10 protein-coding genes are annotated in these 13,177 nt (G+C 70.1%); all 10 read left to right on the forward strand.

Annotation, left to right across the window (positions count from 1 at the left end):
* Positions 1-123 precede the first annotated feature (123 nt).
* A complete protein-coding gene (locus NS2_RS04360) occupies positions 124-1,761 on the forward strand; it encodes a UDP-N-acetylmuramoyl-L-alanyl-D-glutamate--2,6-diaminopimelate ligase (RefSeq protein WP_045436668.1) in 1,638 nt (545 codons plus the stop codon).
* Positions 1,758-3,242 carry a UDP-N-acetylmuramoyl-tripeptide--D-alanyl-D-alanine ligase gene (locus tag NS2_RS04365; protein WP_036545680.1) on the forward strand — a complete coding sequence of 495 codons (1,485 nt, stop codon included), beginning with the start codon at positions 1,758-1,760 and terminating at the stop codon, positions 3,240-3,242. The genes NS2_RS04360 and NS2_RS04365 overlap by 4 nt, the downstream gene beginning before the upstream one ends.
* Entirely contained in the window at positions 3,239-4,315 is a 1,077-nt protein-coding gene (gene mraY, locus NS2_RS04370) for a phospho-N-acetylmuramoyl-pentapeptide-transferase (RefSeq protein WP_033085804.1), read from the forward strand. Before NS2_RS04365 ends, mraY begins: the two co-directional genes overlap by 4 nt.
* Positions 4,316-4,364: 49 nt before the next feature.
* Positions 4,365-5,807: a UDP-N-acetylmuramoyl-L-alanine--D-glutamate ligase gene (gene murD, locus NS2_RS04375; protein WP_033085803.1), complete on the forward strand. Its 1,443-nt coding sequence runs from the start codon at positions 4,365-4,367 to the stop codon at positions 5,805-5,807.
* Positions 5,804-7,312, forward strand: coding sequence for a putative lipid II flippase FtsW (ftsW, locus tag NS2_RS04380; protein WP_033085802.1), 1,509 nt, complete (start codon positions 5,804-5,806; stop codon positions 7,310-7,312). The genes murD and ftsW overlap by 4 nt, the downstream gene beginning before the upstream one ends.
* A 92-nt stretch (positions 7,313-7,404) precedes the next feature.
* Entirely contained in the window at positions 7,405-8,865 is a 1,461-nt protein-coding gene (gene murC / locus NS2_RS04385; protein ID WP_052085995.1) for a UDP-N-acetylmuramate--L-alanine ligase, read from the forward strand.
* A 6-nt stretch (positions 8,866-8,871) separates the two neighbouring features.
* Positions 8,872-9,705 (forward strand): cell division protein FtsQ/DivIB, encoded by an 834-nt coding sequence (locus NS2_RS04390; RefSeq protein WP_081985646.1) that lies wholly within the window; start codon positions 8,872-8,874, stop codon positions 9,703-9,705.
* A 319-nt stretch (positions 9,706-10,024) separates the two neighbouring features.
* Positions 10,025-11,272: a cell division protein FtsZ gene (gene ftsZ, locus NS2_RS04395; RefSeq protein WP_033085801.1), complete on the forward strand. Its 1,248-nt coding sequence runs from the start codon at positions 10,025-10,027 to the stop codon at positions 11,270-11,272.
* Positions 11,273-11,609: 337 nt separating this feature from the next.
* Positions 11,610-12,350, forward strand: coding sequence for a peptidoglycan editing factor PgeF (pgeF, locus tag NS2_RS04400; protein WP_033085800.1), 741 nt, complete (start codon positions 11,610-11,612; stop codon positions 12,348-12,350).
* Positions 12,347-13,120 (forward strand): YggS family pyridoxal phosphate-dependent enzyme, encoded by a 774-nt coding sequence (locus tag NS2_RS04405; RefSeq protein ID WP_036545673.1) that lies wholly within the window; start codon positions 12,347-12,349, stop codon positions 13,118-13,120. The genes pgeF and NS2_RS04405 overlap by 4 nt, the downstream gene beginning before the upstream one ends.
* Positions 13,121-13,177 lie beyond the last annotated feature (57 nt).

Below are 13,177 nucleotides of genomic sequence, written 5' to 3' on the forward strand. Positions count from 1 at the left end.
CACCGGCGGTTGACCGAACTGCGCCGTGCCGATCGCGAGGCAATCGAACACAGGTAACCTGACACGTCGATCCGGTCCGCCGGACCGATTTCTGCATATGACCGCCACCCGGAGAGGAGCTTCGTGCCCGCGCAGTCCAGCCCGCAGGTACTTCGGCCCGCCGCCCCCGCGGCGACCAGCCTGCGCAAGGTGGAGGAACTCACGGGTGCGCGCAGCGCCGGATCTCCGGAGGGATCGGAGAACGTCCAGGTCACCGGTATCGAGCAGCGCTCCAATGCGGTTCGGGCGGGTGATCTCTTCGCCGGTCTGGCGGGATCCCACGCGCACGGCGCGCGCTTCGCCCACGATGCCGTCGAGCGCGGCGCGGTCGCGATCCTCACCGATCCGGCGGGCGCGGAGCTGATCGGCGAGATCGCCGTGCCGGTCCTGGTGCACGACGCGCCCCGCGCGATCCTCGGCGAGTTGTCCTCGGCCCTTTACGGTGACCCTTCTCGCAAACTGCGCATCGTCGGCATCACCGGCACTTCGGGCAAAACCACCACCTCGTATCTGGTGGAGGCCGGGCTCGCCGCCGCGGGACTGACCACCGCGCTCATCGGCACCATCGAGACCCGCATCGGCGGCGTCCGGGTGCCCTCGGCGCTCACCACCCCCGAGGCGCCGCAGCTGCACGCCATGTTCGCGCTCATGGTCGAGCAGGGCGTGGACGCCGTCGTCATGGAGGTCTCCAGCCACGCCCTGGCCCTGGGCCGGGTGGACGGCGTGCACTTCACGGTCGGCGCGTTCACCAACCTGTCCCAGGACCACCTCGACTTCCACTCCGACTTCGAGGACTACTACGCCGCCAAGCGCCGCCTGTTCATCCCCGACGGCCCGGACTCCGCCGCTTCGGCGCGCCCCTCGGTGGCCGCGCGCGCCTCGGTGATCTGCGTGGACGACGAGTGGGGACAGCGCCTGGCCGCCGAGATCGGGGACGATCTCGGCCCGGCCGAAACCGCCGGTGCGCGCCTGCGGACCGTCGCGACTCGCGCAGGGGTTCGGGCGGATTGGCTGGCCGACGGCATCACGGCCGGGCCGGGCGGCACCCAGGAGTTCATCGCCATGGGCCCCGACGTCAATGTGGATGTGCGGCTGCGGCTTCCGGGCACGTACAACATCGCCAACGGGCTGCTCGCCGTCGCGGTGTGCGTGGCGGCGGGAGTCGAGGCGGAGGCTGCCGCTGTGGCGCTCGGAGACGTCGACGTCCCGGGCCGCATGCAGCGGGTGGATGAGGGTCAGGAGTTTCTGGCCGTGGTGGACTACGCGCACAAGCCCGCCGCGATCGAATCGGTCGTGGCGACGCTGCGCACGTGGTTGGCCGAACAGGGGGAGGGGCGTCTGGCGGTAGTGGTGGGCGCGGGCGGTGATCGCGATGCGGGTAAGCGGCCCTTGATGGGTGCGGCTGCGGCGCGCGGCAGCGACCTGGCCATCATTACCGACGACAATCCGCGCAGCGAGGACCCGGCGGCCATCCGCGCCGCGGTGCTCGCCGGTGCCGAACAGGTACCGGACGCGGAACGCGGTGAGGTCCGGGAGGTCGGGGACCGGGCGGCCGCGATCAAGGCCGCCGTCGCCTGGGCGCAGCCCGGCGATGTGCTGCTGATCGCGGGCAAGGGACATGAGACAGGGCAGGAGATTTCAGGAGTGAAGCATCCGTTCGACGACCGCGAGGTACTCGCGGCCGCCCTGTCGGAAAAGACGAGGGACCTGACGCATTCATGATCGAGATGACTTTGCGGGAGCTCGCGGAGGTGGTCGGCGGCACGCTGCACGACGCCCCGGACCCCGAGGCGAAGGTCACCGGCGCGGCCGAATTCGATTCGCGCCGAATCGGTTCCGGTGACCTGTTCCTGGCGCTGCCGGGTGCGCACGCCGACGGCCACGACTTCGCGGCGCAGGCCGTCGCGCAGGGCGCGGTCGCGGTGCTGGCCGCCCGGCCGGTCGGGGTGCCCGCCATCGTGGTGGAGCCCCGCCCCGGGAACACGCGCGCCCTCGCGCTCGAGCACGACACCGACGGCTCGGGTGCGGCCGTGCTGGACGCGCTGGCCAAGCTGGCGCGGGTGAGCGTGGACCGCCTGGTGGCCGCGGGCACGCTGACCGTGGTCGGCGTGACCGGCTCCTCGGGCAAGACCTCCACCAAGGATCTGATCGCCGCGACGCTGGCCCCGCTGGGACCCGTTGTGGCCCCGCCGGGTTCGTTCAACAACGAACTCGGCCACCCCTGGACCGCGCTGCGCGCCGACACCGGCACCCGCTTCCTGGTGCTGGAGCTGTCCGCCCGCGGGCCCGGACACATCAAGGCGCTCACCGAGATCGCCTCGCCCGGCATCGGCGTGGTGCTCAATGTCGGCACCGCGCACCTGGGCGAGTTCGGCGGCCAGGACATCATCGCGCAGGCCAAAGGCGAACTGGTGGAAGCACTTCCGGCCAACGGGCTGGCGGTGCTGAACGCCGACGACCACCTGGTCGCGAAGATGGCCGGGCGGACCGCCGCCCGCGTGGTCACCGTCGGCCAGGCCGCGGGCGCCGATGTCCGCGCCTCCGACGTCGTCCTCGACGAGCACGCCCGCGCGCGATTCACCTTGCACGCCAAGGGCGAATCGGTCGATGTCCAGCTGGCCGTGCACGGCGAGCATCAGGTCGGCAACGCGCTTTCCGCAGCCGCTGTCGCCCTGGATCAGGGTGCGGACCTCGCCACCGTCGCGCGGGCGCTGTCCGGCGCGAGCGCGGTGTCGGGTCGCCGCATGGACGTGCGCACCCGCGCCGACGGCGTCACCGTCGTCAACGACTCCTACAACGCCAACCCGGATTCGGTGCGCGCCGCGCTCAAGGCGCTGGTCACCATGTCCCGGACCGGAACCTCCCCGCGCCCCAGCTGGGCGGTACTCGGCGAAATGGCCGAACTGGGCGAGGAATCCGTGCTCGAACACGACCGGATCGGCCGCCTGGTGGTCCGGCTGGACGTGGACCGGCTCATCGTCGTCGGCCAGGGCCGTCCCGTGCGCGCCATGTTCCAGGGCGCGGTGCAGGAGGGCTCCTGGGGCGAGGAGGCGATCCATGTGCCCGACATCGACGCGGCCATCGCCCTGCTCGACGAGGAACTGGAGCCGAACGCCGTGGTGCTGGTGAAGGGTTCGAACTCCGCGGGCCTGTGGACGGTCGCCGACCACCTGATCGCCGCCGAGCAGGAGGCCGCCCGATGACCCAGATCCTGCTGTCGGCGGCCATCGCGCTGACCGTCTCCATCCTGCTGACCCCCGTGGTGATCCGCTACTTCGCCAAACAGGGCTTCGGACAGGAGATCCGGGTCGACGGCCCGGAGAGCCACAAGGCCAAGCGCGGCACCCCCACCATGGGCGGCGTCGCCATCATCATCGGCATGTGGGCCGGATACCTGGGCTCACACCTGATCTCCATGACCTACGGCGAGCCCGGCCCCTCGGCCTCGGGCCTGCTGGTCATGGGCCTGGCCACCGCGCTCGGCTTCGTCGGCTTCCTCGACGACCTGATCAAGCTGCGCAAGCAGCGCAACCTGGGCCTGACCGCGGCCGGCAAGTACATCGGCCAGCTCACCTCGGCGGTCGTGTTCGGTGTGCTGGCACTGCAATTCCGCAACGCGCACGGCCTCACGCCCGGCGACAAGCACCTGTCCTACACCCGCGACATCAATACGGTGACGCTGTGGCTGCCGTTCTTCCTGGCGTTCGTCTGCCTGATCGTGGTGGCCTGGTCCAACGCGGTCAACCTGACCGACGGCCTGGACGGACTGGCCGCGGGCTCCATGAGTCTGGTGCTGGGCGCGTACATGATCATCACCTTCTGGCAGTGGCGCAATTCCTGCTCCGCGCATGCGGTCGCGGGCTGCTACCAGGTCCGGGATCCGCTGGATCTGGCCCTGGTGTGCGCCGCGGGCGGCGCGGCCTGCATCGGCTTCCTGTGGTGGAATGCCGCGCCCGCCAAGATCTTCATGGGCGACACCGGTTCGCTGATGCTGGGCGGTCTGCTCGCGGGCCTGTCCATCACCACTCGCACCGAACTGCTCATGGTCGTGATCGGCGCGCTGTTCGTGGCCGAGACCGCCTCGGTGGTGCTGCAGGTGGCGGTCTTCCGCACCACGCGCAATCGCCTGTTCAAGATGGCACCGTTCCATCACCACTTCGAGCTGAGCGGGTGGGCCGAAACCTCGGTCATCATCCGGTTCTGGTTGCTGGCCGGCATGGCCTCGGCGATCGGACTGGGCCTGTTCTACAGCGAATACCTCTCTGCGGCAGGGTGAGTGAGCAATGTCCGAACATTCTCCGAGGGTCCTGCGTTCGCCGGGCCCCATGCTCGAATTTCTGCGTGGCCGTGATGTGCTGGTGGCCGGTTGGGGCGTCTCCGGGCGCTCGCTGATCGAGCCGCTACAGGACATCGGCGCGCGACCGGTCGTCACCGACGGCGGCGGCAAGGCCCTGGCCGAGGCCGCCGAACTCGGACTGGGCACCGCGACCACCCAGGATCTGCTGGAACCCGATGCGCTGCAACGCTTCGCGCTGGTGATCACCAGCCCGGGCTGGCGGCCGGACTCCCCGGTGCTGGTCTCGGCCGTCACCGAGGGCATTCCGGTGTGGGGCGACGTCGAATTCGCCTGGTGGGTGGATCAGGCCCGCATCTACGGGCCGGTCCGCAAGTGGCTGGTGGTGACCGGCACCAACGGCAAGACCACCACCACCCAGATGACGCACTCGATCCTGCGCGCCGCCGGGATCCCGTCGGTGGCCTGCGGCAATATCGGCCTGCCCATCCTGGACGCGCTGCGCCGCAATCCCGGCCCGCAGATCCTGGCGGTGGAACTGTCCTCGTTCCAGCTGCACTGGGCTCCGTCGGTGCGCCCCGAGGCCGGTGTGGTGCTGAATGTGGCCGAGGACCACCTGGATTGGCACGGCGGCCTGGACGCCTACGCCGCCGCCAAGGCCCGCGCGCTGACCGGACGGGTCGGCGTGGTCGGCCTGGACGACGCCGTCGCCGCCGCGCTGGCCCGGAAGTCCAAGGCGCGCCGCACCGTCGGGTTCCGGATCGGCGTCCCCGCCGACGGCGAGCTCGGCGTGGTGGACGGTAAGCTGCTCGACCGCGCCTTCACCAAGGCCGCCATCCTGGCCGAGGTCGGCGACATCAGCCCGCAGGGCCCGGCCGGGGTCGCCGACGCGCTGGCCGCGGCCGCGCTCACCCGATCCATCGACGTGGCACCGCAATTCGTCAAGGAGGGATTGCAGGAGCACAAGGTCGGCCCGCACCGCGCCGCCTTCGTGCGAGAGCTGTCCGGCGTCGAATTCGTCGACGACTCCAAGGCCACCAACCCGCATGCAGCGCGCTCCTCGATCCTGGCCCACCCCAATGTGATCTGGGTGGCGGGCGGTCAGCTCAAGGGCGCGACTGTCGAGGACCTCATCGAGGAGTGCCGTGAGCATCTGGTCGCGGCCGTGCTGTTCGGCCAGGACGCGGCGGTGATCGCGGCCGCACTGGCGCGACACGCCCCGGATGTCCCGGTCGTGGAGCTGAATTCGGGGGACGATGCTCGGATGGGTGACCCCTTCACCGAGATCGAACCCGAAGCGGTGATGGCGCGCGCGGTGCGCGTGGCGGCCGGATTCGCCCACCGCGGCGACACCGTCCTGCTGGCCCCGGCCGCGGCGTCCCTGTACATGTTCGCCGACTACACGCACCGCGGCCGCGCCTTCGCGGCCGCCGTGGGGGCCCTGGACGAGAAGGACATCGGGAGAACCGAATGACAACGGCGACGCCGCGGCGGGTCGGGAACAAGGCCCAGCGTGCGCGAACCGGATGGTTCGGGGCATGGCTGGCCCGCCCGCTGGCGTCGTTCCACCTCGTGGTGGCCATCGCCGTGCTGCTGACCGTGCTCGGTCTGGTCATGGTGCTCTCGGCCTCCAGCGTGGAGGCCTACGCCGGTGGCGGATCGGTGTATTCGCTGTTCATCCAGCAGGCCATGTTCGCCGTCCTGGGCGGGGTGCTGTTCTATATCGCGCTGCGCGTGCCCATGCGGGTGATGCGGCAGCTGTCGTTCCCGATGTTCGCGCTGTCGCTGGTGCTGCTGGTGCTGGTGCTGATCCCCGGCATCGGCACCGAGGTGCAGGGCTCGCGGCGCTGGTTCGACCTCGGCCTGGTCTCGATCCAGCCCTCGGAGATCGTGAAGATCACGCTGGTGGTGTGGGGTTCGCACCTGCTGGCCTCCCGGCAGACCGAAAGGGCCGGGTACAAGGACATTCTCATGCCGCTGGTGCCCGCGGGCCTGCTGGTGTGCTTCCTGGTGGTGCTCGAACCCAACCTGTCCACCACCATCGCGCTGGGCATCGTGCTCACCTCGCTGCTGTGGTTCGGCGGGCTGCCGCTGCGCATGTTCGTCACCATCGCGGTGTCCGGCGGGGTGGCGGCGGGAATCCTGGCGCTGTCGGCGGGCTACCGGTCCGACCGCATGCGGGCCTTCTTCAGCCCGGGCTCGGACCCGCAGGGCATCGGCTATCAGGCCCGCCAGGCCATGTACTCCCTCGCCGACGGCGGCATCTGGGGGCGCGGGCTGGGCCAGTCGCGGGCCAAGTGGAGCTATCTGCCCAACGCGCACAACGACTTCATCTTCGCCATCATCGGCGAGGAGCTCGGATTTCTCGGATGTGCCCTGGTACTGGGGCTTTTCGCGTTGTTCGTCTACGCCGGCCTGCGCATCGCCACCCGGTCGGTGGACCCGTTCATCCGGCTGCTGACCGCCTCGGCCACCACCTGGATCACCGGGCAGGCACTGATCAATGTCGGCTACGTGGTGGGTTTGCTGCCGGTGACCGGGCTGCAGCTGCCGCTGGTGTCGGCGGGCGGGTCCTCGCTGGCCATCACCCTGCTCATGTTCGGCATCATCGCCAATGCCGCCCGGCACGAACCCGAGGCGGTGGCGGCCCTGCACGGCGGCGGGGACGGCCGGTTCAGCCGGTTGCTGCGGCTGCCCAAGCCCGAAATGTACTCGCCGACACGGGCTCGCGCCGCGCGCGCCCGCGGCAAGGCGAAGGCCAAGGTCAAGCCCAGCCCGCCCAAGCGCGCGCTACCATCGGGCCGGGCCCGGGGCGGGTCGGATGCGTCCGCGCGGCGATCGATAGATTCGGATTCGGCTCGCCGCAGCGGCCGCCCCGCGGATCGCAGCAGTCGATCCACCGAGGCGTGGCGCAGCACCCGGGCCTGGGAACCCAACTATCCGATGAAACACGCCAGGGAACGGGGTAATTCGAGGTGACAGTGGAGCGGCCGGACAGCGATGCGCCAACCGCGACCGAGCCCGTCGCAGGAGAGCACACCGATCTGCCCGAGCACCTGCGGCGCGTGCACATGATCGGCATCGGCGGGGCCGGAATGTCCGGAATCGCCAGGATTCTGCTGTCGCGCGGCGGCATGGTGTCCGGTTCCGACGCCAAGGAGAGCCGCACCGTGCTGGCCCTGCGGGCGCGCGGCGCCCAGGTGCGCATCGGGCACGACGGTTCCGCGCTGGACCTGCTGCCCGGCGGGCCCACCGCCGTGGTCACCACCTACGCCGCCATCCCCAAGACCAATCCCGAACTGGTGGAAGCGCACCGGCGCGGCCTGCCGGTGCTGCTGCGCCCCGCGGTGCTGGCCTCGCTCATGCAGGGGCACAAGACGCTGCTGGTATCGGGCACGCACGGCAAGACCTCGACCACCTCCATGCTGGTGGTGGCGTTGCAGCACTGCGGATTCGACCCGTCCTTCGCGGTCGGCGGCGAGCTCAACGAGGCGGGCACCAATGCCCACCACGGCACCGGCGGCATCTTCGTGGCCGAGGCCGACGAGAGCGACGGGTCGCTGCTGCAATACGCGCCGGATGTCGCGGTGGTCACCAATATCGAGTCCGACCACCTGGACTACTTCGGCACCGACGAGGCCTACGTCCAGGTCTTCGACGACTTCGTGGATCGGCTGGAACCGGGCGGTCGGCTGGTGGTGTGCCTGGACGATCCGGGTTCGCTCGGGCTCGCCCGGCGTTCGGTCGCCAAACTGAAGGACAACCCCGACGGCATCCAGGTGATCGGTTACGGCTCCGGCGGCGCCCTTGATGATTCCGGCGCCGAGACCGGGGTCCCGGTCGGCGCGCGGCTGCTGTCCTGGGAACCGCGCGATGTCGGCGGCGTCGCCGTCTTCCAGCTCTCCGACGAGCCCGCCCCGCGCACCCTGCGGCTGTCGGTGCCCGGCCGCCACATGGCCCTCAACGCGCTCGGCGCGCTGCTCGCCGCCCGCGCCACCGGGGCCGACATGGGCGAAATCATCCAGGGCCTGGAGGGTTTCGGCGGTGTGCACCGCCGCTTCCAGCTCACCGGGCGCGAGAACGGCGTGCGCGTCTTCGACGACTACGCCCACCATCCGACCGAGGTGCGCGCGGTGCTCTCGGCCGCGGCCGAACTGGTCGCGCAGGAGGCCCGCGACGGCGCGCGCTCGCGGCCGGGCCGGGTGATCGTGGTCTTCCAGCCCCACTTGTACAGCCGCACCGCGACTTTCGCGACCGAGTTCGGTGCGGCGCTCTCGCTGGCCGACGAGGTGGTGGTGCTCGACGTGTACGGCGCGCGCGAGGAGCCGCTGCCGGGTGTCAACGGCGCGCTGGTGGCCAACGCGGTCACCAAACCCGTGCACTACCAGCCGGATATGTCGCGGGTCGGCAAGCAGGTGGGCGCGCTGGCGCGGCCGGGCGACGTGGTGATCACCATGGGCGCGGGCGATGTGACCATGCTGGGCGGCCAGATCCTGGACGGTCTGCGCGCCCGACCCGGCCACGGGCGGTGAGCCACGATGACCTCGGGCGGGGGAGCCGACACCCAGACACCGGAAGCGGCGGAAGACGATTGGGACGAGGAGGATTCGGCCGAGCCGGAAGCGGACTATGAATCCTCCGCGGCTCGGCGTGCGCGCCTGCGCCGCGAGCGCGCGCGTCCCGAGTCCCGGTTCCTGACCGCCTGGCGCTCGCGCAAGGTCCGCTTCGGCGTCCCGGCAGGTGCGCTCGTACTGATCGCCCTCGGACTGGTCGCCTGGTTCACCCCCTTGCTGGCGGTCCGCACGGTCCGCGTCGACGGCCTGGCCACCATTGGGGAGCAACAGGTTCTGGACGCCCTCCAGGTACCTGACGGGCTGTCCATGATGCGGCTGGACACCAATGCCATGGCCGAACGGGTCTCGCGACTACCCAAGGTCCGCTCGGTCCGGGTGCAGCGGGAATTCCCGGCCACCGTCCAGGTGACGGTGGTGGAACGCACCGCGGTGCTCTACTTCGACAGCTCGGACGGCACACACCTGCTCGATTGCGACAGCGTGGAATTCGCGATCGAGCCGCCCGGACCCGGAGTGCCCAAACTCATTACCGACCATCCGGGCGGTTCTGATCCGGTGACCAAGGCCGCGGTCGCGGTCATGGCCGCCATTCCGATACCGCTGCGTGACCAGCTCGGCGTGGGAGCGGTTGTGGCCCGCTCGGTTTCGGATATTGCCCTGGAGTTGCGTGACGGGCGTACGGTGCTGTGGGGTGGGATCGCGGACTCCGCGCGCAAGGCGGCGGTGGTCGGACCCCTGCTTTCCCAGCCGGGCAAGGTATTCGATGTTTCGAGTCCGAATCTGGTCACGGTAAAGTGAGCGATACCCATTGGGCCGCCGAAATTTTCGGTGGTTTGCCGGAAGGGCACCGTCGGTTCCGATCCAGGACCGGAGGGCAACCGTCCACGATACGATGCTCAGGTGGGTCGGACGAGGCGAATCACACAAGATTCTGACACTCGTTTCGGCGCGCCTGCGCTGGTAACGCGGTGGCTGCGAATACCGTTCGGCACCAGTCGGATACTTGACATAACGCTGAAGCTATGGTTGAGGGTTTATCGGACCGAGACCATTGCGCCGGCATTTGCCGAGTAACCGAAGACGACAGCTGTTTCAGATCGAAGGAAGGCGAGAGCCCATGACGCCCCCGCACAACTACCTTGCTGTGATCAAGGTCGTCGGTATCGGCGGCGGCGGCGTGAATGCCGTCAACCGGATGATCGAACAGGGACTCAAGGGAGTCGAGTTCATCGCCGTCAACACCGACGCGCAGGCGCTGTTGATGTCCGATGCCGACGTGAAGCTCGATGTCGGCCGTGAACTGACCCGCGGCCTCGGTGCCGGTGCCGATCCCGAGGTCGGCCGCAAGGCCGCCGAGGACCACAAGGACGAGATCGAGGAAGTCCTCAAGGGCGCGGACATGGTCTTCGTGACCGCCGGTGAGGGCGGCGGCACGGGCACCGGCGGCGCTCCGGTCGTCGCGCAGATCGCCCGCAAGCTCGGCGCGCTCACCATCGGCGTGGTGACGCGGCCGTTCTCGTTCGAGGGCAAGCGCCGCAGCAACCAGGCCGAGGCGGGCATCCAGGCCCTGCGCGAGTCCTGCGACACCCTCATCGTCATCCCCAACGACCGGCTGCTGCAGCTCGGCGACGCGGCCGTCTCGCTGATGGATGCCTTCCGCTCGGCGGACGAGGTGCTGCTCAACGGTGTTCAGGGCATAACAGATCTGATCACCACCCCGGGTCTGATCAATGTCGACTTCGCCGACGTCAAGTCGGTCATGTCCGGCGCGGGCTCGGCGCTCATGGGCATCGGCTCCGCGCGCGGCGAGGGCCGCTCGGTGAAGGCGGCCGAGGCGGCCATCAATTCGCCGCTGCTGGAAGCCTCCATGGACGGCGCGCACGGCGTGCTGCTGTCGATCGCCGGTGGTTCGGATCTGGGTCTGTTCGAGATCAACGAGGCTGCCTCGCTGGTCCAGGAGGCCGCCCACATCGAGGCCAACATCATCTTCGGTACGGTCATCGACGACTCCCTCGGCGACGAGGTCCGCGTCACCGTGATCGCCGCCGGGTTCGACGGCAGCGGCCCGTCCCGCCGCATCGAGCCCACGGCCAGCCGCTTCACCACCGGCACCGCCAGCGCCTCGGCCGGATCGGTAAGCCGCACCAGCGAATACAGCTCGACCCGCGCCGCCGCCGAGCCGGTCCGCCCCGTCGAGCCCGCCCCGGCCCCCCAGCCTCCGGTGGCCGAACGCGGCCCGGCCCCCTCCTACAGCGCCCCCCGCCCCTCGGTCGACCCGACCATCGGCGGCAACGCCCGCAACCACATCCAGCCCCCGGACGCCGATGACGACGACGTCGACGTCCCCTCCTTCATGCGCCGCTGACCCGCAGCGCCCCTGACGGCTTCGCAGCGCGCCCGCTCCGGTCACCGGAGCGGGCGCGGCGCATTTCACCGCTGGGTTCGCCGCCGACCCGGGGTGCATCGGTGGTCGCCGCGATACGCCTGGCCCCTGTTCCGGCCGACTGTCACGCCGCCGCGCGCCGAGCTGTCGCGCACACCGCGGCGATAGGGCGTGTGACACAGGCGATCTCAGGTAGCGCGCGCCACGGCTGCGTCGGCCGTGGCGGCGGCGGGCTCGGTGCGCGGCGGGCTCGGGGCGGCAGCGGCCGGGGTCGTGGTGAGTTCGAGGTTGCCTCGGAGTGGCTACTACCCTCGGAGGCATGACTTCGGCGGCACCTGTTTTCCGGACCAGACGGGTTGTGACCACGCGGGCGGGCGGCTTCTCGCAAGCGCCCTACGACTCGTTCAATTTGGGTGATCACGTGGGGGACGATCCGGAGGCGGTGCGGCGCAATCGGGTTCGGCTGGCGGAGAGCATCGGGCTGGCCCCGGATCACCTGGTGTGGATGGAGCAGATCCACGGGCGCAACGTGGAGATCGTGGACGGGCCGCGCGACGAGCCGGTGCCTGCCACGGATGCGCTGGTGACCACCCGGCGCGATCTGGCGCTGGTGGTGCTGAGCGCGGACTGCGTGCCGATCCTGCTCTCCGACGACGAGGCCGGTGTCATCGCGGCCGTGCACGCCGGGCGGATCGGGGCACGCATCGGGATCGTGCCGCGGGTGCTCGAGGCCATGGTGTCGGTGGGTGCGAAGCCCGAGCGCATCGGCGCGTTCCTCGGACCGGCGGCCAGTGGTCGCCAGTACGAGGTGCCCGCCGCCATGCGCGCCGATGTCGAGGCGCATCTGCCGGGCAGCGCGACCACCACCGCCAAGGGGACCCCGGGCCTGGATCTGCGCGCGGGCATCCGCCGGCAGCTGGAGGCGGCGGGGGTGGGTGCGGTCGCGATGGACCCGCGATGCACCATCGAGGACAAGACGCTGTTCTCACACCGCCGCGGCGCGCCGACGGGCCGACTCGCCGGTGTGATTTGGATGTCATCCGAGGGAGTTTCAGAATGACCGAAAGTTCTATCGTCGCAAAGGGATCCGATGCGGCGCAGGTCACTCCCGGCGCGGGCCGCGCCGCTGAGCTCGAGGCCTCGCTTTCAGCACTCCTGCAGCGTATCGACGCAGCGTGTGCGGCCGCGGGGCGTCCGGCGGGCGCGGTCCGGCTGCTCCCGGTGACCAAGTTCCACCCCGCCTCGGATATCGAGATCCTCTATCATTTGGGCCGCCGCGAGTTCGGGGAGTCCCGCGAGCAGGAGGCCGCGGCCAAGGTGGCGCAGCTGAGCCAGCTGTCTCAGATACGTTGGGAATTCATCGGCCGTCTCCAGCGCAACAAGGCGAAATCCGTTGCACGCTGGGCGGATACGGTCTATTCGGTCGATTCGGACCGGCTCGCGAGTGCCCTGGATGCGGGCGCTCGGGCCGCATTGGACGAGGGCGCGCGCACCACCCCCTTGCGCGTGCTGCTGCAGGTCTCGCTCGACGCCGATCCCGAGCGCGGCGGTGTCCGGGACGCCGCCCTGCACGCCCTCGCCGATCAGGTCGCGGCCTCGGAATCGCTGCAGCTCGCGGGCCTGATGGCCATCCCGCCGCTGGACGTCGAACCCGATGCCGCCTTCGAGCAACTGGCCCGCATCCACGCCGCATTAACGACCGTCCACCCCGAAGCTATAGAGCTGTCGGCGGGCATGTCCGGCGACTTGGAGTCGGCCATCCGCCACGGATCGACGTGCGTGCGTGTCGGTACTGCGCTGATGGGCGCGCGACCGATAACCTCGGCGTAGCAAAGAAACCTCATCAGTCACATTTGAAACATATGCTTGGTGACAGACGAGGGCTGA

Source organism: Nocardia seriolae NBRC 15557 (assembly GCF_007990715.1).
Taxonomy (GTDB): Bacteria; Actinomycetota; Actinomycetes; order Mycobacteriales; family Mycobacteriaceae; genus Nocardia; species Nocardia seriolae.

Bases quoted from the DNA above. Each gene is read 5' to 3' on its own strand.
- pgeF (WP_033085800.1), top strand. From the start codon at position 11,610: ATGACTTCGGCGGCACCTGTTTTCCGGACCAGACGGGTTGTGACCACG.
- murC (WP_052085995.1), top strand. From the start codon at position 7,405: ATGATCGGCATCGGCGGGGCCGGAATGTCCGGAATCGCCAGGATTCTG.
- ftsW (WP_033085802.1), top strand. From the start codon at position 5,804: ATGACAACGGCGACGCCGCGGCGGGTCGGGAACAAGGCCCAGCGTGCG.
- ftsZ (WP_033085801.1), top strand. From the start codon at position 10,025: ATGACGCCCCCGCACAACTACCTTGCTGTGATCAAGGTCGTCGGTATC.
- NS2_RS04405 (WP_036545673.1), top strand. From the start codon at position 12,347: ATGACCGAAAGTTCTATCGTCGCAAAGGGATCCGATGCGGCGCAGGTC.
- NS2_RS04390 (WP_081985646.1), top strand. From the start codon at position 8,872: ATGACCTCGGGCGGGGGAGCCGACACCCAGACACCGGAAGCGGCGGAA.
- murD (WP_033085803.1), top strand. From the start codon at position 4,365: ATGCTCGAATTTCTGCGTGGCCGTGATGTGCTGGTGGCCGGTTGGGGC.
- NS2_RS04365 (WP_036545680.1), top strand. From the start codon at position 1,758: ATGATCGAGATGACTTTGCGGGAGCTCGCGGAGGTGGTCGGCGGCACG.
- mraY (WP_033085804.1), top strand. From the start codon at position 3,239: ATGACCCAGATCCTGCTGTCGGCGGCCATCGCGCTGACCGTCTCCATC.